This is a genomic window from Streptomyces sp. NPDC037100, from assembly GCF_055606225.1.
The window spans coordinates 118,719-142,344 of the sequence record NZ_JBVJSX010000015.1; the positions used below are offsets into that span (position 1 = coordinate 118,719).

Sequence of the window (23,626 nt, forward strand, 5' to 3'; positions counted from 1 at the left end):
TTTCGTCCCACCCGGATCCGGCCGACCGGTTACCCCGGAGGCAAAAGGCTCACGCCGGGCTCTGCAGGACCGGCAGGTCGAGGTCGCCCACGGTCAGGTGCGCCAGGACGACCTCGTACAGGTCGGTGCCCGCGGCGAGCAGTTGGCGCTCCAGGACGGGTTCGGCGCTGCGGACGTGCTCGCGCACGGTCTGGGCGTGCACGCCCAGGGCCTGTGCGGCCCGTTCGGCGTTGCCGCCGACGGCGATCCAGGTGCGCAGCGTCCGGCGCGGATTGCGGGCGTCGGCGTCGAGCCGCCCCAGCAGATCGTGCCCCCAGGTGCGGACGGCGGGACCGGACAGCAGGTCGGCCAGCCGCAGGTCCGGGTCTTCGGCGCCGTCGGGCGGTACATCGGGCAGGCCGATCCGGGTGTTGAGCGCCAGGTGGATTACGGCCCGGACCGTGAGGTCGGCGAAGTCGGTGCCGAGCAGGGCCTCGACGCGTTCCATGCGGGCGCGGACGGTGTTGCGGCTGACGCCGAGGACCTTGGCGGCGTTGACGGCGGTGAACTCCAGGCCCAGCCGGGTGGTGGCGAGGAGCTCGGCGCGGGTGTGGTGCGGCAGGGTGTCGAGGGGGCGCAGCACCCGGGACGTCCAGCCGCGCAGCGCCACCGGGTCCATCAGGCGTTCGGGGTGGGTGCGCTCGGCGTAGACGGCCGTCTTGTCGGGCCGGAAGTGGGCGACGGCCAACGCGCTGACGGCCTGCCCGTAGGCGGTGGCGGTCTGGGCGAGGCTCTGGCGGACGCTGCCGCCGAGGAAGAGGTCCGGGCGGCGTCCGACGAGGGACCGCAGGGCATCGCCCGTGGTCTCCCGGGGGCCGACGACGATCACATGCCCGTCCATGGCCGGGCAGCGCACGACCAGGGCGTCCTCCCGGGTGCTGTCCAGGCACTCCTCGGCGACGCGGTCGCGCACGTCGGGAGCGGATTCGACGACGTACACACACGCCGTTTCGGCGTCGAGCAGGCCGGGCCAGAGTCCGGCGGCGACGCGACGGGCGGCGATGGTGTCCTCGACCATCAGCAGCTGCAGGATCGCCAGGCGCAGATCGGAGGTGGCCCGGCGCAGCCGGTGCCCGGCCGCGGTCGACTCGCCCGCTGTCAGCAGCAGCTCGATCACCTGGGCGGTGTGTGTGACGACGCCGGAGGCCTGTCGGTCGAAAGGGTCCTGCCGGGAGACGGCCAGCACGCACGCGTGGGACGGGTGCTCCACCCTGACCAGGCGCAGGTGGCGCTCCCGGCTCTCCCAGGCCGCGGAGGCGATCCGGCCGGCGGTAATGTCCGCGACCAGGTCCCCGTCCAGCGGGAGCCGGTTTCCGGCGATGAGGTTCCCGGCGGCGTCCTGCAGGGCCACGGTCGCGCCCAGGGCGCCGCCGAGCCAGGCGACGACCCTGCGGACATCGCGCCCGGCCGGACGCAGATGCTCGAGCAGTTCCTCCGCCCACGCCGGACCCGTGCCGGTCTGCGTCTCCCGCTGCCGGTTCCCGTCCTCTCGGCCAGCCACCTCGGCCTTCCCCTCGCTCCTTGCGCCGCCTCCGGCACACCGGTCGGGGACGTTACCTCACGTCCGCAGGGCGATCCCTCCGGCCCGGACAGCGGACGGCCCGGGGGCCGGTGTCCCCGGGCTCGCACCCTCCCTGCGCCGCCGACCCGCGGCGGCGGCATAAGCTCGACGGATGGCGAAGTACTACGACGTGCACCCCGACAACCCGCAGGCCCGCACCATCGGCCAGATCGCCGACAGCATCCGCGCCGACGCTCTTGTCGCCTACCCCACGGACTCCTGCTACGCACTGGGCTGCCGCATCGGCAGCCGTGACGGCATCGACCGGATCCGCACGATCCGCAAGCTGGACGACCGGCACCACTTCACCCTCGTGTGCCAGGACTTCGCCCAGCTCGGCCAGTTCGTGCGGATCGACAACGACGTGTTCCGCGCGATCAAGGCGTCGACGCCAGGCAGTTACACGTTCATCCTGCCCGCGACGAAGGAGGTGCCGCGCGTGCTGCAGCACCCCAAGAAGAAGACGGTCGGGGTGCGCATCCCCGACCACGTCGTCACCCAGGCCCTGCTCGCCGAACTCGGTGAGCCGCTGCTGTCCAGCACCCTGCTGTTGCCCGGCGAGGAGGAGCCGATGACGCAGGGCTGGGAGATCAAGGACCTGCTCGACCACGTGCTGGACGGGGTGGTCGACTCCGGCGACTGCGGTACCGAGCCGACGACGGTCGTCGACTTCTCCGGCGGAGAGGCCGAGATCGTGCGGCACGGCGCGGGCGACCCCTCACGGTTCGAGTAAAGAGCGCCCCAAAGGCCGTTCACGGTTCAACCGTGCGCCGGGGGTGGGCGAAATGCCCCGGGACGGGCGTGTCACGATGACCATGATCCGCCCGGTCACGCGGACGGGTTGCAGATCCCCACCCCCGCAGAGAGGCAGCCCAGCCATGACCGCCGTACAGGGAACCGCCGTGGACATCCCCACCGAGGACGGCACCGCCGACGCGTATCTGGCCCGCCCCGCCGACGGGGCCGCCCACCCTGCGATCCTGGTGTTCATGGACGCCTTCGGTCTGCGTCCGCAGCTGCGGGCCATGGCGGACCGGCTGGCCGCCGAGGGCTACACGGTGCTGGTGCCCAACGTGTTCTACCGGCACGGTCGCGCGCCCCTGTTCGATCTTCCCGAGTTCATCGACCCGGGGGCGCGTCCGGAGATATTCGAGCGCATCGTGCCGGTCATGCAGGACCTGACGAACGAGCGGGCGATGCGGGACGCCGGTGCGTATCTGCACTGGCTGGCCCAGTCGCCCGCGGTGGCCGACGGTCCGGTCGCACTGACCGGCTACTGCATGGGCGCCCGCCTCTCGCTGCTGACGGCGGGAACCTACCCCGAGCGCGTCGCGGCGGCGGCCGGCTTCCACGGCGGGCAGCTGGCCACGGACACCCCGGACAGCCCCCACCTGGTGGCCGGCAAGGTCACCGCCGAGCTGTACTTCGGCCACGCCGACCAGGACCACTCCCTGCCCGAGGAGCAGATCGAGCGCCTGGAGGAGGCCCTGACGGCGGCGGGCGTGCGCCACCGGTGCGAGGTGTACACGGGCGCACCGCACGGATTCACACAGGCCGACACCGCGGCCTACCACCAAGAGGGCGACGAGCGGCACTGGTCGGCGCTGCTGGACCTGCTGAACCGCACATTCTGACCCCAATCGACTCCCCGGTGTCGCGAGTTGGCGGCCTACCGAGGGTAAGGGCTTGCCCTCCCATGATCTCTGCGCGTAGACCTTGCCGAACACCAGTCAGGACTCTGGGGGGAGTTGACTCTTGGACGGCACGGTCGACGGGTTCCGCTACGGTGCGGTGACCCCGGTGGCGGCATATCTGATGGCCTGCCTGGGAGGGGCCCTGGGGCTGCGGTGCATCGTGCGCTCCCTGCTCGACGCACAGTCGTGGAAGACGGGCTGGCTGGCGTTAGGCGCTGCCTCCATCGGGTGCGGCATCTGGACAATGCACTTCATCGCCATGATCGGCTTCCATGTGGAGGAGACCCGGGTCCGGTACGACGCGGCCACGACGGTGCTCAGTCTCGTCGTGGCCGTCGCCGTGGTGGGCGTCGGCGTGTTCATCGTCGGCCACCGCGGCACGAGCGCTGTCACCCTGGCGGTCGCGGGGGCGGTCACCGGACTGGGCGTGGCGGGCATGCACTACCTCGGCATGGCGGCGCTGCGGCTGAACGGCGACGTCGGCTACGACCCCCTCGGTGTCGCGCTGTCCGTGCTGATCGCGGTCGGGGCCGCGACCGCCGCACTGTGGTCGGCCGTCACCATCCGCGGCTTCCTCATGAGCCTCGGGGCGAGCCTGGTGATGGGTGTGGCGGTGTCCGGGATGCACTACACGGGCATGGCCGCCGTCAGTGTCCATGTGCACGACGCGACCGGCGGGACGTGGGCGGGCGAGTCGCCCACCTCCCTGCTGCTGCCGATGCTGCTGGGGCCGGTTGTCTTCCTGCTGCTGGCCGGGGTCGTGGTGATGTTCGACCCGCTGCTGGTGCTGGGCGAGCGGACGTCCGCACGGCCGGACACGCCGGCCGCCGACTCCACGGCGCCACGTCGCCCGTCGTGGCGCACGACTGCCTCGTCCACGCACGAGCGGTGAGCGGCCCACCCCGGGCCCACCCCCGAACGCGGCGTGATCGTCGATTGCTACGGTGCACCGGTGTCCGACTCCTCACGCGATACCGCCGAAGGCGCCGGCTGGGGCACCAGCGAACGGGGCGCGTACCGGCGGTTGATGCCGCCGAAGTCCGAGAAGATCTCCTGGCTGAACCCGAAGATGCTGTGGGTCGCCCGCAACGGCGTGCTGGCCTCCTGGTTCGGTGACCCCACCGGCCGGACACGCGGCCGGTGGGTGGCGCAGCGGGCGGCCTCGGGCGCACCGGCCGACAAGGTGATCCGCCGGGACGACCCGGACCGGTTCTCCTTCCTGGTCATCGGTGACACCGGCGAGGGCGACGATCCCCAGTACGCCGTCGTGCCGGGCTTCCTGAGGACCGGTCAGGACACCCGTTTCGCGGTGCTGGCCAGTGACGTGATCTACCCAGTGGGCAGCGCGGACGACTACGGCACCAAGTTCTTCCGCCCGTACCGGGACTACCGGGCGCCGATCTACGCGATACCCGGCAACCACGACTGGTACGAGGACCTCGGCGGTTTCATGCGCGTCTTCTGCGACGACGCCCCGCCCCTGCCGCCCGAACCCCGGCCGCGCCGGCTCACCCGGGCCTGGCTTCGGTCGCTGCTGTGGCACCGGCCGCGTCCGGACGCGGGACAACGCCTCGCCGAGGCACGCACGTTGCGCGACGCGCCCGAACAGCAGGCCGTCCAGCCGGGCCCGTACTGGGCGATCGACGCCGGCCCGCTGCGGATCATCGGCATCGACACCGGTCTGCTCGGCACCCTCGACGCCGAGCAGGGCGCCTGGCTGCGCGAGGTGTCCCGGGGCCCCCGCCCGAAGGTCCTGGTCACCGGCTCGCCCCTGTACGTGGACGGCCGGCGCGAGCCCTGCGCCATCGAAGGCGGCGGCACCGTCGACGACATCGTCCGCGACCCGGAGCACCACTACGTGGTGGCGATCGGCGGCGACATCCACAACTACCAGCGCTACCCGGTCCGGCTGGCCGACGGCCGCACGCTCCAGTACGTCGTCGCCGGCGGGGGCGGCGCGTTCATGCACGCCACCCACACGATCCCCCGCGTCGACGTCGCGGGCGTCACCGAGCAGGACTTCCGCTGCTACCCGCTGCGCGGCGACTCCCTGGCCTTCTACAGCCGCCTCTACGGCCGCCGGCTGCGGATGCGCCGCTTCTTCACCCTCACCGAGGCGGAGGCGACGGCTGTGATCGCCGGCCGGCTCGGGATCAAGCCCACCCGCACCGCGGGCGCCTCGACCCGTGTCACCCGGCGCGCCCGCCTGGTCGCCGGACTGCTGGGCACCGGCCGCCGCCCCGACCGGGCCAAGCGGTTCCGGCTGCCCGTGCGGAAGATCTACACGTCCCTGTTCTCGCCGAGCTCGGCGACCTACAGCCCGCCGTTCTTCAAGTGCTTCCTGCGCCTGGACGTCTCCCCGGAAGCGGTCCGGCTGCGCTGCTACGCGGCGACCGGCAACCGCGCCCAGGAGATCGACCCGCCGGTCGAGGACGACGTGACGATCCCGCTGCGCTGACCGGGCGGGAACAGCCGGGGACGCCGCCAGGTTGGCACCGTCATTCGTCATCGGAAGTTCGATGACGGAGGGCTCGTGCCGCCGATCCCGCGACCGCTTGCGCAACGACACGGCGACCACGCTGGGCCCGGTCCTGGGATGGCACCCGGGCACCTGAGGCCTGTCGGTGCCGTCTTCGGCGAAGAAGCTCGGGGGCGTCCAAGCCGACGTGGGAAATTCCAAGCCAAGGGGAGCACGCCGCAGGAGCGCAGTGCGCCCCGGCGGCGCCCACCCGGGCCGCGGCCGGACCCGTGCCGGCAGGTGCCGTGAGCATCTGCCGGAGGCGCAGGTCAAAACGTTCATGCGGACCTTTGCACACCCGGGCCGCACCATCCGTCCGCGCTGATCCTGGCCGAACGAGAGCCGACACCCCACCCGATAGATTCGGACTTTGCATATTATCCGAGCTTCGCGAAGGCTCTTGCCTTGGTCTCACGCTCTGCAGCTAGCTGGTGGTGCGTCCGCTTCCCGGCCCGGGTTCCCGATGAGCCCGGCGCCGACCGGCAGCACCTGGGCCCGTTCCCAGGGCCGCCGGTCAGGGAGGCGGTCTGCGAACCTGCACGTGAGGAGTGGTCATGAAGAAGGCATACGAGGCACCGACGCTCGTCCGGCTCGGCACGTTCCGGAAGGAGACGGGGCTCCTTGGGAGCTCCGGCAACGACCGGCTGATCCTGAGCAAGAACTGACGACCGACGGTCCTTGACCCGACGTCATGACTGAACTGCACGAAAGTGCGGGGACGGGCCCCGGCGACGCGCACTTCGCGGTCTTCACCGACCGTGCGGACGCGGCCGCCGCGGCCCGCTCCTTCGCCCGCCCCGGCAGCCGGACCCTCGCGCACGCGTCGGGCCGGCCCTGGCTGGTCGGCCACTGGCACGACGACGACATCGTCACGGCGAGCGTCGGCGGCGCCTCCCTCGCCGTCGTCGGCTGCTGCCCGATCGGCGCCGACGAACTGCGGCGCCGGGCCGCACGGTTGCGTGATCTCGCGGAGCTCGACGCACTGGCCCGATCCCTCCCCGGCAGTTTCCATCTCGTCGGCGCCCTCGACGGCCGGATCAGAGTGCAGGGCACGGCCTCCGGACTGCGGCTCGTCTTCCACGCGGAGATCGACGGCGTGCGCGTGGCAGCGACCCGCGCCGACACCCTGGCCACCGTCCTGGGCCTGGAGCCCGACGTGGAGGAACTGGCCGTGAGGCTGCTGTGGCCCGCCCCGTACCCGCTGTTCGAGACCTCGATGTGGCGGGCGGTCACCGCCGTTCCCCCGCAGGAGGCCGTGCTCGTCGCCGCGGACGGCCGCAGCGTACGGCACACCCGGTGGTGGACGGCGCCGGAGCCGGCCCGGCCGCTCGCCGACGCGGCTCCCCTGATCCGGACGGCCTTGGAGGAGGCCGTCGGCGCGCGTACCCGTCAGGGCGGCGTGGTGAGCTGCGATCTGTCCGGAGGCCTTGACTCGACCTCCGTCTGCTTCCTGGCCGACCGCTCCCCCGCCCGCGTGGTGGCCAGTACGTGGCCCGGGCGGGATCCGGCGGACACCGACCTGATCTGGGCCGAGCGGGCGATGGGGCACCTGCCGGACGTCGAGCACGTCGTCTGGGACGCCGACGCCTCGCCGCTGGTCTACGAGGACCTGCTCGGCATCGACGACCTCCTCGACGAACCCACCATCGGCGTCATGGACCGTTCCCGGGTGCTGCACCACCTGCCCGGCCTCGCCGCACGCGGCAGCCGGTTGCACCTGACCGGCATCGGCGGCGACCACGTGGCATGGTGCTCCGAGGCGTACTACCACCGGCTGCTGCGCACCCGTCCGCTGTTCGCCCTGCGCCAGTTGCGCGGATTCCGGTCGCTGTGGCAATGGCCGCTCGGCGGCACACTCCGCGCGCTCGCCGACTCCCGGCCGTACCGGAGGTGGCTCGCCGACGCAGCCGGTGACCTGCGTGGCCCGTTGCCCCCGTCCGTCGCGACGGGTCTCGGCTGGGGCATGGCCCCGCGCCTGTTCGACTGGGTGACTCCCGAGGCCGAGCGGATGGCGCGCCGGGCACTGCTCGACGCGGCGGCGACGACCTCTGCGCTGCATCCGGACCGCGGGCTCCACACCGACCTGGAGCAGGTCCGCTCGTGCACCCGCGTCATCCGCCAGTGGGACCGGATGGCGGCCCGCGCAGGGCTGCCGATGGCCTCTCCCTTCCTGGACGACCGCGTCATCGAGGAGTGTCTCGCCGTACGCCCGAGCGAGCGCGTCACGCCCTGGCGGTACAAGCCCGTCCTGAGCGCCGCGATGCGCGGGATCGTGCCCGAGGAGTGTCTGCGGCGCAGTAACAAGGCCACGGCCTCCATGGACGCCTCCAACGGACTGCGCGAACACCGTGCCGACCTGCTGGCCCTGTGGGAGGACTCACGGCTGGCGGAGCTGGGCCTGGTGGACGGCGCCGAGCTGCGTCGCCTCGCCCGGCGGCCCGCCTCCCCGGGACTCTCCGACGCCATCCTCTACTCCACGATCGCCGCGGAGGTGTGGCTGCGCGGGCTCGCCCGCGGCCGCGCCCGTGTCCCGCAGCCCTGACCGACACCCCGTCAGACACATCAGAAAGGCCCCCACATGCCCCTGCGGTTCGGCGACAACGTCTCCACGGCCGAGACCGACTACGGCACGGTCCTCCTGGACGAACAGGTCGGCTCCTACTGGGAGTTGAACCCGACGGCCACCTTGGTGGTGCGGACGCTGCTGGACGGCGGCGAGGAGGCGGACGCGGCCGCCGCCCTGGTCCGGGAGTTCGACATCGACCGGGCGCAAGCCCTCCAGGACGTCGAGACGCTCGTCCGCGAGCTGCGCGAGTCGGGGCTCGCCTCATGACGACGCCCAGCGCGCTGGAGCGGCCCACCGGTGTTCCCCTGGCCCGGCGCCTGACCGCCCGCCTCGTCCTGCTCCCCGCCGTCGCCCTCGCTCTGCTGCCGCCCCGCCACATCCGCACCGTGCTCGGCGTCCTGCGGCGCGGCGCCGCACCCGCGACCACCGGGCAGGCCCAGAACGCACGCGACGCCATGTGCGCCGTCAGCCTGCGTTGCGCCGGGCCGCGGGGGTGCCTGCCGCGCTCCCTGGGAGCGGCACTGCTGTGCCGGCTCGGCGGAACGTGGCCGACCTGGTGCACCGGCGTACGGGTCACCCCGCCCTTCACCGCGCACGCCTGGGTCGAGGCTGACGGCCTTCCCGTCGGCGAGGGAGTCCCGCAGGGGTACTTCGCACGGCTGGTGGCCGTCGCCCCGCTGCCGGGGCCCGCCGACCGGTGAGCGGCGCGACGGTCCCGCACGGCGGCCGGGCCGCGACCGCCGATGCCGGGTCCGGGTCCGGGTCCGGATCCGGCAAGTCCACCTTGGCGGCGGTGGCCACGATGTACCGGCTCACCGCCGGGCATCGCAGCGCCATCGCCGTGGCCAGCGTGCTGACCCTCGTCGGCTCCGCCCTGGGACTGGCCCAGCCGCTCGTCGCCAAGCAGGTCGTGGACGCGAGCGGCCGCGGACAGGTGATCTGGCCGCTGCTGGCCCTCCTGGGAGCGCTGTTCGTCGTCGAGGCGGGGACGGGGGCGGCGGGGCGCTTCCTTCTGGAACGGATGGGCGAAGGCGTCGTACGCCAACTCCGGCACGGGCTGGTGGGCCGGCTGCTCCGACTGGAGATGAGGGAGTACGACCGTCACCGGGGCGGCGACCTCATCTCCCGGGTGACCGCCGACACCACCTTGCTGCGGGAGGTCGTCTCCCAGGCCCTGGTCGACCTCGTGACGGGAAGCCTGGTCGCGGCCGGGGCGATCGCCCTCATGGCGTGGCTGGACCCGCTGCTGCTGCTCCTGGTCGCCGTGACCGTGGCGGCGTCGGCCGTGGTGGTCGCCTCACTGCTCACGGGCATCAGGAACGCCTCCGAACACATGCAGGGCTCGGTCGGTGCCGTCGCCGCCGATCTCGAACGCGCCCTGAGCGCCCTGCCGATGGTCCGTGTGCACCGAGCCGAGGAGCGGGAGGCGGGCGGCATCGGCGCCCGCGTGGACGCGGCGTACGGCGCGGGGGTGCGCACCGCCAAGCTCGCCTCCGTGATGAGCTCCGCCGTCGAACTCGCCGTACAGGGCTCCTTTCTCATCGTCCTGGTCGTCGGCGGGCTGCGCGTCGGCGGTCACGCCGGTTCCCTCGGTGACCTCGTCGCGTTCCTGCTGTACGCCTCGTACCTCGTGCTCCCGTTGTCGTCCGTCTTCCGCGCGGTGGGCCTCGTCCAACGCGGGATGGGCGCCTACCAGCGCATCGACGAGGCACTCCGCCTCCCCGTGGAACCCACCGCGCCCCGGAACCCGACGGACCGCGCACCCGCACCGCAACCGGCCGGACCGTCCGGGACCCGCGAAGAGCCCGTCCTCGCCCTGAGCGACGTCCACTTCGGCTACGACCCGGAGCGGCCGGTCCTCCGCGGTGTGTCGTTCGCCGTCCCGCAGCGCCGGCACGTGGCCCTGGTAGGCCCGTCCGGAGCCGGCAAGAGCACGGTGTTCGCCCTGGTCGCGAGGTTCTACGAGCCGGATGCGGGCACCTTGCTCTTCAACGGGCGACCGGCGACCGAACTCACTCGCGGTGACTGCCGCCGGGGCATCGCAGTGGTCGACCAGAACACCCATGTGGTCCACGGCACCTTGCGCGACAACATCACCTACGCCGTGCCCGACGCCACGGATGCGGAGATTCGGCGCGTCGTCGAACTGGCCCGGCTCGAAGAGGTCGTCGACCGGCTGCCCGGGGGCCTGGCCGCCGTCATCGGTGAACACGGCTGCAACCTCTCCGGCGGCGAACGTCAACGTGTCGCCCTGGCCCGCGCCTTGCTGGCCCGGCCCGCGCTGCTGCTGCTGGACGAGCCCACCTCGCACCTCGACGCGATCAACGAATCGGCGCTCACCACTGTCATGAAGGACGTCGCCCAGGAGTGCGCCCTGCTGGTCATCGCCCACCGTCTGTCCACCGTGCAGCACGCCGACCACATCGTGCTGCTCCAGGACGGCCGCACGGCCGCCGACGGACGTCACGAGGACTTGCTGGTCAGCAGTGCCCTCTATCGCGAGCTGGCCGCCAGCCAGATGCTCCGGGCGGGGCGCTGAGTCCCGGAGCGGTCGACGCGGCGTTCACCGATGAGCGGCCAGCACGGCCGCGAGACCCTCGCGCAGGTCTTCGACGAAATACTCGGGAACCTCCAGCGACGGGAAATGACCCCCCTTTTCGGGCGTCCCCCATCGGACGATCTGCCGGTACCGCTCCTGCGCCCAGGGGCGCGGACACTTCTCGACATCGCGCGGATACATGGTGATTGCCGACGGGACGTCGACCCGCAGTTCGGGATCGAGCGAGTTGTGGCTTTCGTAGTAGATGCGGGCCGCCGATGCGCCGGTCCGCGTCAGCCAATACAGGGTGACGTCGTCAAGAATGCGGTCCCTTGAAATCGTCTCGAACGGGCTGTCCTCGGTGTCCGACCACTCGGCGAACTTGTCGAGGATCCAGGCGAGAAGTCCGACCGGTGAGTCGACGAGCGAGTAGCCGATGGTCTGTGGCCGGGTCGCCTGCTGCTTCGCGTACGCCGCGCGGTGACGCCAGAAATGGCGGGTATCCTCGGCCCACTTGCGCTCGACCGCCGTCAGCCCGTCCGTCGGCAACCCGGGCGGTCCCTCAGCGAACGTGGTGTGGATGCCGAGAACGTGCGCCGGGAACCTGCCACCGAGAACCGTGGTGATATTGCCTCCCCAGTCGCCGCCGTGGGCTACGAACTCGCCGTATCCGAGCCTTCCCATCAGTTCCACCCATGCGGCCGCGATCTTTTCGGTGCCCCAGCCGGTGGTGGCCGGCTTGTCGCTGTAACCAAAGCCCGGCAGCGACGGAGCCACGACGTGGAACGCCGGCGCGTCCGCGTCTTCAGGATCTGCCAGCTCCTCCACCACATCGACGAATTCAGCGATGCTGCCCGGCCAGCCGTGCGTCAAGATCAGAGGAGTGGCGTCCGCGCGAGCGGATCGGCGGTGCAGGAAGTGGATTCCCAGATCATCAATGGTCGTGCGGAACTGGCCGATCTGGTCAAGGCGTTCCTCGAACGACCGCCAGTCGTATCCGGTGCGCCAGTAGTTCACCACCTCGACGAGGTCGGCGAGCGGAACGCCCTGGTCCCATCGGCGAGGGCCGGGCGCGGCACGGTGAACCGTCTCGGACTCCGGTAGTCGCGCCGCGGCCAGTCGCGCGCGGAGATCATCGAGGTCGGCGTCGGTTGCGTGGGCTTCGCATGCTTGCACGTCGCTGGTCAGACGGGGCATGAGGCCTCCTGGCCATCGTGGAACCGGCTTAGAAGGTTCTAGCAGCCCTCGGAGCCATGTCGCAACCTGCTAAGGCGGTTCCATGCCTGGTGAGTTCCCTGACTTCCGCCTCGGTAGCGTGCTGGCGACCAGCTTCACGGGGACCCTGTCGGAGCGTCACGGCGACGCAGTGGAGCGCATTCCCACGCCGCAACGACTCGTCGACCGGCTGACGGTGAACGGCCTCGCCGTGGACTCCTGCACCGCTGCCCAGCTAGGAGTGATCGTTCCCCGGTACGTCCACATGGGCCCCGCGGCGACCGACGAGGGTTGCACGCGCAGCCCGGCCTCCGGCCCGGACCAGGGTCACCACCGGCCGGGCGTGGTCCCGGTGATCGGCTCCGACGGCCTGCCGTCCACCCCGACGGGCACGTCCCCGGCAAGCATCACGCGGTGCATGATCCGGGGATGATCGAGGTGGGCGGTGTCGCCGGGGGCGAGGTGCATGGTGGCGCGGTTGTCCCAGAACGCCACGCTGCCCGCCTCCCAGCGGAACCGCACCGTGTACTCGGGCCGGACCGCCTGCTCCAGCAGCATCTCCAGGACCGCGCCGCTCTCGGGCCGGGAGAGGCCGTCGATCTGCTCGACGTAGTAGCCGTTGACGTACAGGATCCGCTCGCCCGTCTCCGGGTGGACGCGCACCAGGGGGTGCAGCGTGGCGACCTGCCGGTCCAGCAGGTGCCGGACGTACGCGTCGTCGCCGGGCCGTGGCTGGTAGCCGACGCCGAGCCGGTGCTCGGCCCGCAGTCCGTCGACGAACCGCCTCAGCGGCGCGGAGAGTCCGGCGTACGCCGCCGCCAGGTTCGACCAGGTGGTGTCGCCGCCGTAGGGCGGTACGGTCTCGGCGCGCAGGATCGTCGCGGCGGGCGGATCGACGCGGGCGCCGTGGTCGCAGTGCCAGCCGCGCAGCAGGGTGTGGCGGCGGCGCCGCAGCCACTCGTCGTGCTCCATCCCGAACCGTCCGCCCAGCTCCAGCCGGTCGGCGGTCGTCTCGACCTCGGGGAAGTCCGGGGGCGAGGCCTTGCCCCGCCGGGGCAACTCCACGATCTCGCCGAACCGGCGCGCGAACGCCACGTGCCCGGCGTGGTCCAGCCGCTGCCCCCGGAAGAACACCACTTTCCACCGCAGCACGGCCGCCCGGATCGCGGCGACCACGGCGTCGTCGAGATCCCCGGCCAGATCGACCCCGGCGATCTCGGCCCCGATGTACCCGGCGACCGGTTTCACCTCCACACCGGCCTTCCGCGCGGCCTCGTCCGTCGTCCGGCTGTCCGTCGTCATGAGCACTCCGATGGTCGTGGGCGTGGTGTGGCCTTCCCGAAGATCGTGACAGTGATCTCCGCGCGGGGCGACAGAGTCTCGCTGCGGATCCGGTCCGGTCATGCGCAGAACGGGGCGGCCGCGGCAGCTGTCGAACCGCTCCTGAGATACATCGGCAAGGTGTGGCAGTCCGCCAACGCCATGTGCATCTCTTCGTGTTGGTCCACGGGAAATCTGTCACCCCAGGCGACGGGGCAGCGCCACGAGATCACCCGCGTCGGCCATGTGCACCCGCCGCCGGACATCCGGCCGTGCCCCGCGGCCGTTCCAATGAATGTGCAATCACGGCCTTGGCACCGGCCTCCCCGATTGCCGTGGTCACGGCGTCACCTGAACGCGCACGGCGTGCAGGCGAGTTCAGACAGCGATAGACCTCGGGCAGAAACGCGATGACGACCCGTGCGAGGGTCTCGGACGAGACACCTCGTTTACAGGCCAGGCCGGTGACCAGGCCGACACGGCCGCACGGCTGCGGCGCAGGGTGTGCCACGGGGTCGGGCCGGTGGCCGAGCCGGGCTGGGCGGCGGGTGCCGCCCATGCCGTCCGGCGCCCCGTCTCCCACCTGTCCGGTTGATCACTGCTCACCCTGTCCGTGACGCTGGAGGGACGACACGGTCAACGGGAAGGTGCGACGGTGATCAGCATCCCGACACACACGCTCAACGACGGTACGACGCTCCCCGCCCTGGGCCTGGGGACCTGGCCGCTCGGCGACGACGAGGCGCAGCAGGCGGTGCTCTCGGCACTGGAGGCGGGCTACCGCCTGATCGACACGGCGACGAACTACCGCAACGAGACGGGGGTCGGCCGGGGTGTGGCCTCCGGGGTGGTGCCGCGCGAGGAGGTCGTCGTGACGACGAAGCTCCCGGGCCGGCACCACGGCTACGAGGAGACCCTCGCCTCCTTCGAGGAGTCCCGGGCCCGCCTCGGCCTGGAGTACGTCGATCTGTACCTGATCCACTGGCCGCTGCCGCGCGTGGACCGGTACGTCGACTCCTGGAAGGCCATGATCAAACTGCGGGAGGAGGGGCTCGTCCGCTCGATCGGCGTCTCCAACTTCACGGCCGGGCACATCGAGCGGCTGGAGAAGGAGACCGGGGTGCTGCCCTCGGTCAACCAGATCGAGCTGCACCCGCTGCTGCCGCAGGACGAGCTGCGCGCCTTCCACGCGGGCAAGGGCATCGTCACCGAGAGCTGGAGCCCGCTGGGCCGGGGCACGCCTCTGCTGGAGGACCCCGCCGTGGCGCGGATCGCCGAGGCGCACGGGGTGTCGCCGGGGCAGGTCGTGCTGCGCTGGCACACACAGCTCGGGGCGGTGCCCATCCCCAAGTCGGCCAATCCCGAGCGGCAGCGCGCCAACCTCGACGTCTTCGGCTTCGAGCTGGGCGAGGACGAGATGCGGGCCGTCGCGGACCGGGCGCAGCGGAGGGTCGGGGGCGACCCCGAGGTGCACGAGGAGTTCTGACGGGTACCCGGGGCCGCGCGAGACAGGAGGGAGCCGCAGGTGGCTGAGCGGGACCGGCTGCGGGACTACCGCGGCAAGCGCGACTTCGACCGGACCGGCGAGCCCCGGGGACGCGGGGCGTCCGCCGGGGACGGGCCCCGGTTCGTGGTGCAGATCCACGACGCGAGCACGATGCACTTCGACTTCCGGCTGCAGGTGGACGACGTGCTGAAGTCCTGGTCGATCCCCAAGGGCCCCTCGGCGGACCCGAGGGACAAACGCCTGGCCGTGCCCACGGAGGACCATCCGCTGCAGTACGAGGAGTTCGAGGGAGTCATCCCGCCCGGCGAGTACGGCGGCGGCACGGTGATCGTCTGGGACCACGGCACGTACGAGCCGCTGAGCCACGACCGCGAGGGGCGGCCCGTCGACTTCGCACAGTCGCTGGAGCGCGGGCACGCCACGTTCCGGCTGAACGGTTCCAAGGTGCACGGCGAGTACGCCCTGACCCGGTTCCGCAGCGGTCGGGGAGGTGACGGCGAGGAGGCCTGGCTGCTGGTGAAGCGGGCCGGAGGCGCGGCCCGTGCGCACGGGGCTCCCGATCCGCGTCGTGCACGCTCGGCCAAGTCCGGCCGCACACTCGCCCAGGTCGCGTCGGACGCAGCCGCGGGCGCGGAGTGAGCGGCGAGGAGCGCCTCCTCGCGACCGGGCCCGTCAGAGCTGCCGGGCCGGTCAGAACTCCGGTGTGAGCGACTGTTCGCACCAGATGGTCTTGCCCCGGCTGGTCTGCCGGCTGCCCCAGCGCTGGGTGAGCTGGGCGACCAGCAGCAGGCCGCGGCCGCCCTCGTCGTCCTGGTGGGCCCGCCGCAGGTGCGGGGAGGTGGAACTGCCGTCGGACACCTCGCAGATGAGCGTCTGGTCCCGGATCAGACGGAGCCGGATGGGCGGGGCGCCGTACCGGATGGCGTTGGTGACCAGTTCGCTGACGACGAGTTCGGTGACGAAGGCCGTCTCGTCCAGGCCCCACGCGGTGAGCTGGTCGGTGGCGGCCTGCCGGCTGGCGGCCACCTCCGCGGGGTCGGGCGTCACGTCCCAGGTGGCGACCTGGTCGGCGCCCAGCGCCCGGGTCCGGGCCAGCAGCAGGGCCACGTCGTCGCTGGGCTCCTCCGGCAGTACGGCCTTCAGCACGGTGTCGCACAGGGCGTCCAGCGAGTCGGCGGGCGCGGTCAGGGCCCGGCACAGCTCGTCGGTGGCGTGGTCGACGTCGCGGTCGCGGTCCTCGACGAGTCCGTCGGTGTAGAGGGCGACGACGGAGCCCTCGGGCAGCTGCAGCTCCGTCGCCTCGAACGGCAGCCCTCCCACGCCCAGCGGGGGTCCCGCGCTCATCGGGACCAGCCGGGCGGACCCGTCGGGCAGCACCAGTGCGGGCGCGGGGTGCCCGGCGGCGGCCAGGCTCAGACGGCGTGTGACGGGGTCGTAGACGGCGTAGAGGCAGGTCGCGCCGAGTTCGGCGACGTCGTCGCCCTGCTCGTCCGAGGCGAGATGGGTGACCAGGTCGTCGAGGTGGGTGAGGAGCTCGTCCGGCGCCAGGTCGACGTCGGCGAGGGTGCGGACGGCGGTGACCAGCCGGCCCATGGTCGCCGTCGAGGGGATGCCGTGCCCCACGACGTCCCCGACGACCAGCGCGACGCGGCTGCCGGACAGCGGGATCACGTCGAACCAGTCGCCGCCGATGCCGGCGGCCGAGCCGGAGGGCAGATAGCGGTGGGCGACCTGGACGGCTGCCTGTCCGGGCAGGCCCCTGGGCTGCAGGCTGTGCTGGAGAGCGAGGGCGGTGGTGCGCTCGCGGGCGAAGCGGCGGGCGTTGTCGACGCAGACCGCGGCCCGGCTGGCGAGCTCCTCGGCGAACACGGCGTCGTCGGCGGCGTAGTCCTCCGGCTGTGCCACACGCACGGCCATGGCGACACCGAGCGTGGTGCCGCGGGCCCGCAACGGTACGGCCATCATCGAATGGGCGCCTGTGCGGTAAGGGCGTCCTTCCGGGGCGCGGGAATTGCACTCGGCGACCCAGCGCATGAAGGCGGGTTCTCCTGCCTGGCTGAGGACGGCTCCGCCTTCCCGCAGGGCCCGTGCGATCGGCGAGAACGCGGTGTAGACGTCGACTTCTCCCAGATGCACGGCCGCTTCGGGGGTGCCCTCGGTGACGGAGCCGTGCGCGACCCGCCTGAGGGTGATCTCTTCGGCGGGCACCGCGGGCTGCTCGTCCGCGCCGAGCACCCAGTCGAACAGGTCGACGCTCGCGAAGTCCGCGAACCGGGGCACCATGACCTCGATCAGTTCCTCGGCCGTGCGAACCACGTCCAGTGTGGTGCCGATGGCGGCCGCGGCCTCGTTGAGCAGGGCCAGCCGCCGGCGGGCCCAGTACTGCTCGGTGCTGTCGAACGCTGCCAGAGCGGTCCCCACGAGCGCGCCGGCGGCGTCCCGGACCGGCCACATCTCGGTGACCCAGGCGTGCTCCCGGTTCAGGGCCGGCGCGCCGGTGTAGCTCTCGTAGCGCACCGGCCGGCCCGTCTCCACGACGTGCCGGAGATGCCAGTTGAAGCCGCGCATGTGCTCGGCCTCCTCCACGGTCTCCGGGAAGTGCCGGCCGAGCAGGGTCTCCTCGGACACGCCCATCACGTGACAGGCGGCTTCGTTGAGCCGCTGATAGCGCTGGCCGGTGTCGAAGACGGACATCGACATGGACGCCTGCTGGAAGGCGCGGCCCGCGAGGGACGTCTCCTCGCGGCCGGGTGACGCGGCGGTGATCACATAGACGTCCGTTGCCCCGCCCGGGCCCGACACGGCGCAGGCGCTGACGCGGACCCCGACGAGGAAGCCGTCTCGGTGCCGCACCATGACGGTGCCCGACAGTGTGGACACCGCCTCGGGAGGCACGTCCTCGGCGAGCAGCTCCCCCACGGGCCGCCCCACGGCCTCCTCGGCCGGGTAGCCGGTCAGCCGCCGGGCACCCTCGCTCCACCCCGTCACGATGCCGCGGGCGTCGATGATCGCAGCAGCGGAGGCGTCCTCCATTCGTCCAGGATTATCCCTTTTCAGCCCTCTATCAACCGCTGCGGGACGTTCGGGACAGTGTCAGGCCCGGTGGGCGCGCAGCGTGGTGAGGGCCCGGTCGGCGTGAGCGTTCATGCGCAGTTCGCTGCGGACGACGTCGAGGACGGTGCGGTCCTGTGCGATGACGAACGTGGTGCGCTTGGTGGGCGCCAGCGAGAAGCCGCGCTTCACACCGAATCGCTCGCGGACCGCCCCGTCGGCGTCGGACAGCAGCGGCATGCCGAGGCCGTGCCGTCCGGCGAACTCCTGCTGCCGCTCGACGGCGTCGCCGCTGATGCCGACGGGGCGTGCTCCGACGGCGGCGAACTCGGCGGCGAGGTCGCGGAAGTGGCAGGCCTGGGCCGTGCAGCCCGGGGTCAGGGCGGCCGGGTAGAAGAAGAGCACGACCGGGCCCTCGGCGAGCAGGCCGGACAGGCTGCGGACGGTGCCGGTCTCGTCGGGCAGGGCGAAGTCCTCGACCGTGTCTCCGGTCTCCACGCGCGCGCTCACGACCTGCCCTCCGCGTTCCGTGCCACGCCGCGGGCCCAGAGCACGAGGGGCACCTGCAGGGGCAGGCGTCCGAAGGCGGCGGCCTTCTGCGGGGTGGGGCGGTGGCGCCAGTCCGCGGCCATCTTGACGTTGGCGGGGAACACTCCGACGAAGAAGGCCGCCGTGGCCAGGGCGGCGGCCTTGCGGGTGCGCGGCAGCGCAAGGCCGGCGGCCAGCGCGAGCTCGGCGGCGCCACTCGCGTAGGTCCAGGCTCTGGGCGTGCCCGGCAGGCCGCGCGGGATGGTCGCGTCGAACGGGCGTGGGGTGGCGAAGTGGGCGATGCCCGCGGTGGCCAGCAGGCCGGCGAGCAGCAGGGGTGAGCGTTCGGACCGGGACACGGTTCCTCCTCTGAAGGCCTGCCGCGCATTATTACCGCCCGGTAGACAGGTCAGTTCACCGGGTCCCGGGAGCGCTGGTGACGGCGGCCCGGTGTGTAGCCGAAACAGCGGCGAGAACGAGATCGGCCACGGCCTGGAGCTGTGCGCGCCCAGCCGGCCGGCGACGGGCGCAGCGTGCCGTTGCTCGGCCTGCTGGACGGAGCACCGATGAGCTACTGGGAGATCTACCGGACGGGGTCATGGGGGCCGGGCGGGGTAATGCCGGGCCGGCGAATCCGGGATCCGGGAGGCCGGCCGGGCGGGCGGGCGGTACGGGCGGACGCCGGTGGTGCGCCGATCGTCCGCCCTGACGGACCTGGCCTTTGCGCTGGCGCCCGGGCCAGGGCGGGGTAATGCCGGGCCAGCGAATCCGGGATCCGGGAGGCCGGGCGGGCGGGCGGTACGGGCGGACGCCGGTGGTGCGCCGATTGTCCGCCCTGACGGACCTGGCCTTTGCGCTGGTGCCCGGGCCGCCGGTGCACCTGTTCACGGCGCCGACGTCGGCGAACCTTGGCGATGGCCTCGCCGCCGCTGCCGGGGTCGGCGCCGTTCAGGGGAAACAGCCGGAAAACACGCGTGAGGACCGGTCGGTTCGTCGACACCTCACCCGTGGACCTGCCGCTGATCCCGCCCATGCTCGCCACGTCCGGCACCCTGCCACCCGCCACGCAGGACGCGCGGTGGGCCTACGAGACCAAGCAGGACGGCCAGCGGGTGGTGGTCTATCTGCCCGGGGACGGCAGTGTGCTGCTGCGTGCCCGTTCCGGGGACGACATCACCGCGGCCTATCCGGAACTCCGGCCGCTGGGCACCGCCCTCGGCACCACGGCAGCCGTGCTGGACGGCGAGGTCACGGCCCTGGATGCCGAGGGCCGCGCCAGCTTCCAGTTGCTGCAGTCCCGGATGGGCCTGGCCCACGCACCCGCCAGGGCCGCGCGGCGGGCGGCGGAGGTCCCGGTCCATCTCGTGCTGTTCGACGTGATGCATCTGGAGAACCACTCCCTCCTGCGGCTCCCCTACGCACGCCGCCGCACGGCGCTGGAGGACCTCGGCCTCGCCGGACCCTCGTGGTCGACCCCGCGGGCGCTCGTCGGCCACGGCGCCGAGGCGCTGCGCGCCACCCGTGAGCACGGTCTGGAGGGCCTGGTCTGCAAGCGGCTGGACTCCGTGTACGAACCGGGGACGCGCTCCCGGGCCTGGATCAAGATCCGCAACATGCGCACCGAGGACGTCCTGGTCGGCGGCTGGCAGCCCGGCAAGGGACGGCTCACCGGCCTGCCGGGCGCGGTACTGGTCGGGCAGCGTGCCGCAGGACGGCTGCGCTATGTCGGCAGCGTGGGCACGGGCTGGAGCGAGGCCGAACGCGCCGAACTCGCCGCGCTGTTGCGGGCCGCCGCGACCGGCGTCTGCCCCTTCGACCCCGCCCCGCGCGCGCCGGGTGCGCACTGGGTCGTCCCCCGCCTGGTCGGTGAGGTCCGCTACAGCACCCGCACCCGGGAGGGGCTGCTGAGGCAGCCGTCCTGGCTGCGGCTCCGGCCCGACCTGGCACCCGAGGACGCGGCGGCGGACATCCCGGACGACCTGGTCTGAAACGACGGCCGGTGGCCAACTGTTGGGCAGCGATTCACTGTTGGGATCCTCCACCCCTCTTGGCATGGACGCGATCAGCCTGGAAGCTGAACCTCCCTTTCCCCCACAGCCGTTGGGCTGCGCCCGGACCAAGGAGGACGCAGTGTCGTCACGCCCGTTCGCCCACCACCGCAGGAGATGGCTCACCGGAGCGGCCGGTGCCGCCGCCCTCGTCCTCGCGGTCCCCGCCACGGCCCACGCCGCCCCGCCCTCGGCACTGCCCGCCAACGCGGACACGCTGGAGCAGACGTACCAGCCCGCCTACGACTACGACACCGACGGCTGCTACTCCACGCCCGCGATCGGCCCGGACGGCACCGTGAACGGCGGGCTCAACCCGACCGGCGCCCTGAACGGCAACTGCCGGGACGCCTCGGACCTCGACAACACCAACGGCTACGCGCGCTCCAAGTGCAACAACGGCTGGTGCGCCGTCCTGTACGCCCTCTACTTCGAGAAGGACCAGGCCGTGGCCGGCAGCAGCATCGGCGGCCACCGGCACGATTTCGAGCACGTCGCGGTGTTCGTGCAGGACAACCAGGTCAAGTACGTGTCGACGTCCAACCACGGCGGGTTCACCGTGCACGCGGCGTCCGCGATCCGCTTCGACGGCACGCACGCGAAGATCGTCTACCACAAGGACGGCATCAGCACGCACTGCTTCCGCGCCGCGAACGCGAACGACGAGCCGCCGGAGAACCACAAGCACACCTGGCAGTACCCGGCGCTGGTCGGCTGGAACGGCTACCCGGCCGGGGTGCGCGACAAGCTCACGTCCTACGACTTCGGCAGCGCCAACTTCGGGCTGAAGGACGGCAACTTCGCCAACCACCTCGCGAAGGCCAAGCCCTCCGGCATCGCCTTCGACCCGTACGCCTGACGCACGCGGTCCGGCCGGGAGCGGGTCTTCCGGCCGGGTCCGGCTTCCGTCGGCACCCGGCGGGGCCGTGAGGGAACGCCGTACCGCGGGATGATCCACTCGTGCCGAACTGGCGTTCCCCGCCCGGCGGTCGGGGGAGATACGGCACGAACGCCCCCTTGCGAGGGTCTATCGTGTCCGCATGTCCGTCCCCGAACTGATTCGCATCGTCTCCCGCGACTCCCCCATGGCCCTCGCCCAGGTGGACCGCGTCCGGGCCGAGTTGGCCGCCGCCCATCCCGGAGTGCGCACCGAGGTCGTGCCGGTGAAGACCACCGGCGACAAGTGGATGGGCGATCTGTCCCAGGTCGAGGGCAAGGGCGCGTTCACCAAGGAGGTCGACGCGGCGCTGCTGGCCGGCGAGGCCGACCTCGCCGTGCACTGCGTGAAGGACGTACCCGCCGACCGGCCGCTCCCGGCGGGCACGGTGTTCGCGGCGCTCCTCAAGCGGGACGACATCCGCGACGCCCTGATTCACCCCGGCGGGCTCACCCTGGACGAACTGCCGGCCGGGACACGGATCGGCACCTCCTCGGTGCGCCGCGTCGCGCAACTGGCCGCCACGCATCCCCACCTGGAGTGCGTGCCGTTCCGGGGCAACGCCAACAAGCGACTCGCGAAGCTGGCCGCGGGGGAGGCGGACGCCCTGCTGCTCGCGGTCTCCGGCCTGGAGCGCATCGGCCGTGAGGACGTGATCAGCGAGATCCTCTCGACGGAGACGATGATGCCGCCCATCGGCGCGGGCGTGCTGGCGCTGCAGTGCCGCGAGGACGATGTCGCGCTGATCGACGCGGTGAGCGGTCTCGGCGACCCGGACACCTACCGGGAGACCACCGCCGAGCGTATGTTCCTGCATGTGCTCCAGGGGCACTGCAACAGCCCCATCGCCGGGTTCGCGCAGGTGGACCGCAGTGGCGAACTGTCCCTGCGGGCCTGCGTGTTCACTCCGGACGGCAAGACGCGACTCAACGCCCACGAGTGGGCGGGCCGGCTCGACCCGGCCACGCTCGGCACCTCGGTCGCCGTGGCCCTGCTGCGTCAGGGTGCCCGCGAGATCATCGACGGCATCCCGCACTGACCCCCGCGACGTCCTGACGCCGGATCAGGCGGTGCCTTCCTCCGCCTGATCCCGCAGGAAGACGCTCACCTGGTGCGCCAGGCTGTCGCGCACCGCGCCCTGCTGACCGCCGGCGGCCCCCTCGTGCGCGCCGATGCCGCCCGACCACAGCCGGCGATCGGTCCACTCCTCCTCGACGCGCAACTGCACCTGGACGTCCACCAGGCTCAGGGACGCCTCGGCGCCGGCCGCGTACAGCACGGCGGTGGCCCGGCGCAGCGGGTAGACGTCGAAGCCCTCGATGAACTGCGAGTTGCGCCAGTCGATGAAGGCGCTCTCCCCGTCCGGACCGAGGCGGACGTCGATCTGGCCGTCCTCCAGGTGCACGCCGAGATGACGGCTGCCGCGGTTCTCGACCGTCACGCGGAGGCAGAAGTACATCAGTCCCTCGGCGGCGTCGTCCCGGCCGCGGGGCGGCTCGGCCGGTTCCAGACGGTGGACGCGGACGCGCAGACCGGCATGCTCGTCGTACTCCTGCCAGTCCCCGACCACGTTCGGCTCGTACACGCTGCACCCTCTCGACCTCTGGAAGCTGCTTCCTATCTGTGGTCTCAGCGCACTGTCAAATGAGCAGAATGCACTGTGGCCTGGCAGTTCATCCTTTTTGATCGGTGATCAAGCCGTGCCCAGCGGTTATCCGGAAAGACCGGGAGAAAGCGCTTGCCCGGGCGTGCCGCACATCACTTCCACGAGTGAAGATCAACGGGCCAGACGGCCCAGCAGGGCCGAGGCCGCGGTGACGCCGAGTGCGGCGGCGAGGCACAGCACCGCGAAGTCGGACGCCAGATGGTGGGGCGCGCCGAGGAGGAGAGCGCGCAGAGGAGCACCACGACGGCCTGGACGAGGGCACGGGCAGCAGGGTGGTGGGCATCTGCCGCCGCAGGCGCCGTCGGATCAGCCGTTGGACCCCGACGAGCGCGTCGGCCGGCTCTTCGGGGAAGGCCTCCGGCTTCATGCCGCCGGGATTAGCTCTGCAGCAGAGCCAAGCTGCCCGAGACGAGGCCAAGAGAGATCAAGAGCCGTTC

General features: G+C 72.1%; 21 protein-coding genes and 2 pseudogenes. 15 read left to right on the forward strand and 8 right to left on the reverse strand.

Translation table 11 applies throughout. The annotated features are described in order from the left end of the window. Window positions 1-49: 49 nt before the first annotated feature. The gene (locus ACZ7EG_RS35850; protein ID WP_471088367.1) at window positions 50-1,540 is read right to left on the reverse strand and encodes a helix-turn-helix domain-containing protein; all 1,491 of its coding nucleotides are present in this window, start codon (window positions 1,538-1,540) and stop codon (window positions 50-52) included. A gap of 172 nt (window positions 1,541-1,712) precedes the next feature. On the opposite strand from ACZ7EG_RS35850, the gene ACZ7EG_RS35855 reads away from it, so the two are divergent. The 9 genes from ACZ7EG_RS35855 to ACZ7EG_RS35895 all read left to right on the forward strand — a co-directional run bounded on the left by ACZ7EG_RS35855 (window position 1,713) and on the right by ACZ7EG_RS35895 (window position 10,917). Continuing rightward, window positions 1,713-2,333: an L-threonylcarbamoyladenylate synthase gene (locus ACZ7EG_RS35855; protein WP_053672481.1), complete on the forward strand. Its 621-nt coding sequence runs from the start codon at window positions 1,713-1,715 to the stop codon at window positions 2,331-2,333. A gap of 145 nt (window positions 2,334-2,478) precedes the next feature. Further along, entirely contained in the window at window positions 2,479-3,234 is a 756-nt protein-coding gene (locus tag ACZ7EG_RS35860; protein ID WP_471088369.1) for a dienelactone hydrolase family protein, read from the forward strand. 121 nt (window positions 3,235-3,355) lie between these two features. Then, window positions 3,356-4,186, forward strand: coding sequence for an MHYT domain-containing protein (locus ACZ7EG_RS35865; RefSeq protein ID WP_471088371.1), 831 nt, complete (start codon window positions 3,356-3,358; stop codon window positions 4,184-4,186). Between the two features lie 60 nt (window positions 4,187-4,246). Next, complete coding sequence (locus ACZ7EG_RS35870) at window positions 4,247-5,752, forward strand: metallophosphoesterase family protein (RefSeq protein WP_471088373.1); 1,506 nt, start codon at window positions 4,247-4,249, stop codon at window positions 5,750-5,752. Window positions 5,753-6,366: 614 nt separating this feature from the next. After that, entirely contained in the window at window positions 6,367-6,477 is a 111-nt protein-coding gene (locus ACZ7EG_RS35875; protein WP_441270615.1) for a keywimysin-related RiPP, read from the forward strand. Window positions 6,478-6,503: 26 nt separating this feature from the next. Continuing rightward, a complete protein-coding gene (locus ACZ7EG_RS35880) occupies window positions 6,504-8,354 on the forward strand; it encodes a lasso peptide isopeptide bond-forming cyclase (RefSeq protein ID WP_471088375.1) in 1,851 nt (616 codons plus the stop codon). Between the two features lie 36 nt (window positions 8,355-8,390). Then, complete coding sequence (locus tag ACZ7EG_RS35885; RefSeq protein WP_402702876.1) at window positions 8,391-8,645, forward strand: lasso peptide biosynthesis PqqD family chaperone; 255 nt, start codon at window positions 8,391-8,393, stop codon at window positions 8,643-8,645. Then, entirely contained in the window at window positions 8,642-9,079 is a 438-nt protein-coding gene (locus ACZ7EG_RS35890) for a lasso peptide biosynthesis B2 protein (protein WP_471088377.1), read from the forward strand. Before ACZ7EG_RS35885 ends, ACZ7EG_RS35890 begins: the two co-directional genes overlap by 4 nt. After that, a complete protein-coding gene (locus tag ACZ7EG_RS35895) occupies window positions 9,076-10,917 on the forward strand; it encodes an ABC transporter ATP-binding protein (RefSeq protein WP_471088379.1) in 1,842 nt (613 codons plus the stop codon). Before ACZ7EG_RS35890 ends, ACZ7EG_RS35895 begins: the two co-directional genes overlap by 4 nt. Before the next feature lie 24 nt (window positions 10,918-10,941). Here ACZ7EG_RS35895 and ACZ7EG_RS35900 read toward each other — a convergent pair whose 3' ends face one another. Then, on the reverse strand, window positions 10,942-12,114 hold the full coding sequence (locus ACZ7EG_RS35900; RefSeq protein ID WP_471088381.1) for an epoxide hydrolase family protein: 1,173 nt from the start codon (window positions 12,112-12,114) through the stop codon (window positions 10,942-10,944). A 345-nt stretch (window positions 12,115-12,459) separates the two neighbouring features. Then, window positions 12,460-13,434, reverse strand: coding sequence for a TauD/TfdA dioxygenase family protein (locus ACZ7EG_RS35905; protein ID WP_471088383.1), 975 nt, complete (start codon window positions 13,432-13,434; stop codon window positions 12,460-12,462). A gap of 673 nt (window positions 13,435-14,107) precedes the next feature. Between ACZ7EG_RS35905 and ACZ7EG_RS35910 the strand changes: the two genes are divergently transcribed. Together ACZ7EG_RS35910 and ACZ7EG_RS35915 are read left to right on the forward strand one after the other, a co-directional pair. Beyond that, complete coding sequence (locus ACZ7EG_RS35910; RefSeq protein WP_471088385.1) at window positions 14,108-14,938, forward strand: aldo/keto reductase; 831 nt, start codon at window positions 14,108-14,110, stop codon at window positions 14,936-14,938. Between the two features lie 39 nt (window positions 14,939-14,977). Further along, on the forward strand, window positions 14,978-15,598 hold the full coding sequence (locus ACZ7EG_RS35915) for a DNA polymerase ligase N-terminal domain-containing protein (RefSeq protein WP_471088387.1): 621 nt from the start codon (window positions 14,978-14,980) through the stop codon (window positions 15,596-15,598). A gap of 51 nt (window positions 15,599-15,649) precedes the next feature. On the opposite strand, the gene ACZ7EG_RS35920 is transcribed toward ACZ7EG_RS35915, so the two are convergent. The 3 genes from ACZ7EG_RS35920 to ACZ7EG_RS35930 are packed head-to-tail and all read right to left on the reverse strand — an operon-like array spanning window position 15,650 to window position 18,897. After that, on the reverse strand, window positions 15,650-17,992 hold the full coding sequence (locus ACZ7EG_RS35920) for a SpoIIE family protein phosphatase (RefSeq protein WP_471088389.1): 2,343 nt from the start codon (window positions 17,990-17,992) through the stop codon (window positions 15,650-15,652). 60 nt (window positions 17,993-18,052) lie between these two features. Continuing rightward, entirely contained in the window at window positions 18,053-18,520 is a 468-nt protein-coding gene (locus tag ACZ7EG_RS35925) for a peroxiredoxin (protein ID WP_471088391.1), read from the reverse strand. Continuing rightward, on the reverse strand, window positions 18,517-18,897 hold the full coding sequence (locus ACZ7EG_RS35930; protein WP_471088393.1) for a DoxX family protein: 381 nt from the start codon (window positions 18,895-18,897) through the stop codon (window positions 18,517-18,519). The genes ACZ7EG_RS35925 and ACZ7EG_RS35930 overlap by 4 nt, the downstream gene beginning before the upstream one ends. 141 nt (window positions 18,898-19,038) lie before the next feature. Between ACZ7EG_RS35930 and ACZ7EG_RS35935 the strand changes: the two are divergent. The 4 genes and pseudogenes from ACZ7EG_RS35935 to hemC all read left to right on the forward strand — a co-directional run. Beyond that, a pseudogene (locus ACZ7EG_RS35935) lies at window positions 19,039-19,128 on the forward strand (GNAT family N-acetyltransferase); the annotation flags it as partial. Window positions 19,129-19,545: 417 nt separating this feature from the next. Then, window positions 19,546-20,526, forward strand: a complete 981-nt coding sequence (gene ligD / locus ACZ7EG_RS35940; protein ID WP_471088427.1) for a non-homologous end-joining DNA ligase — start codon at window positions 19,546-19,548, stop codon at window positions 20,524-20,526. A gap of 142 nt (window positions 20,527-20,668) precedes the next feature. After that, the gene (locus tag ACZ7EG_RS35945; RefSeq protein ID WP_471088395.1) at window positions 20,669-21,445 is read left to right on the forward strand and encodes an NPP1 family protein; all 777 of its coding nucleotides are present in this window, start codon (window positions 20,669-20,671) and stop codon (window positions 21,443-21,445) included. A 181-nt stretch (window positions 21,446-21,626) separates the two neighbouring features. Beyond that, entirely contained in the window at window positions 21,627-22,562 is a 936-nt protein-coding gene (gene hemC / locus ACZ7EG_RS35950; RefSeq protein WP_471088397.1) for a hydroxymethylbilane synthase, read from the forward strand. Between the two features lie 24 nt (window positions 22,563-22,586). Here hemC and ACZ7EG_RS35955 read toward each other — a convergent pair whose 3' ends face one another. Next, window positions 22,587-23,108 (reverse strand): hypothetical protein, encoded by a 522-nt coding sequence (locus ACZ7EG_RS35955; RefSeq protein WP_471088399.1) that lies wholly within the window; start codon window positions 23,106-23,108, stop codon window positions 22,587-22,589. A gap of 370 nt (window positions 23,109-23,478) precedes the next feature. Next, window positions 23,479-23,556 (reverse strand): annotated as a pseudogene (locus ACZ7EG_RS35960) (MarR family transcriptional regulator); the annotation flags it as partial. Between the last annotated feature and the right edge of the window lie 70 nt (window positions 23,557-23,626).

Excerpts from the sequence above, each read along its gene's own strand:
- ACZ7EG_RS35855 (WP_053672481.1), top strand. The coding sequence starts at position 1,713 with ATGGCGAAGTACTACGACGTGCACCCCGACAACCCGCAGGCCCGCACC.
- ACZ7EG_RS35860 (WP_471088369.1), top strand. The coding sequence starts at position 2,479 with ATGACCGCCGTACAGGGAACCGCCGTGGACATCCCCACCGAGGACGGC.
- ACZ7EG_RS35875 (WP_441270615.1), top strand. The coding sequence starts at position 6,367 with ATGAAGAAGGCATACGAGGCACCGACGCTCGTCCGGCTCGGCACGTTC.
- ACZ7EG_RS35880 (WP_471088375.1), top strand. The coding sequence starts at position 6,504 with ATGACTGAACTGCACGAAAGTGCGGGGACGGGCCCCGGCGACGCGCAC.
- ACZ7EG_RS35885 (WP_402702876.1), top strand. The coding sequence starts at position 8,391 with ATGCCCCTGCGGTTCGGCGACAACGTCTCCACGGCCGAGACCGACTAC.
- ACZ7EG_RS35890 (WP_471088377.1), top strand. The coding sequence starts at position 8,642 with ATGACGACGCCCAGCGCGCTGGAGCGGCCCACCGGTGTTCCCCTGGCC.
- ACZ7EG_RS35900 (WP_471088381.1), bottom strand. The coding sequence starts at position 12,114 with ATGCCCCGTCTGACCAGCGACGTGCAAGCATGCGAAGCCCACGCAACC.
- ACZ7EG_RS35905 (WP_471088383.1), bottom strand. The coding sequence starts at position 13,434 with ATGACGACGGACAGCCGGACGACGGACGAGGCCGCGCGGAAGGCCGGT.
- ACZ7EG_RS35920 (WP_471088389.1), bottom strand. The coding sequence starts at position 17,992 with ATGGAGGACGCCTCCGCTGCTGCGATCATCGACGCCCGCGGCATCGTG.
- hemC (WP_471088397.1), top strand. The coding sequence starts at position 21,627 with ATGTCCGTCCCCGAACTGATTCGCATCGTCTCCCGCGACTCCCCCATG.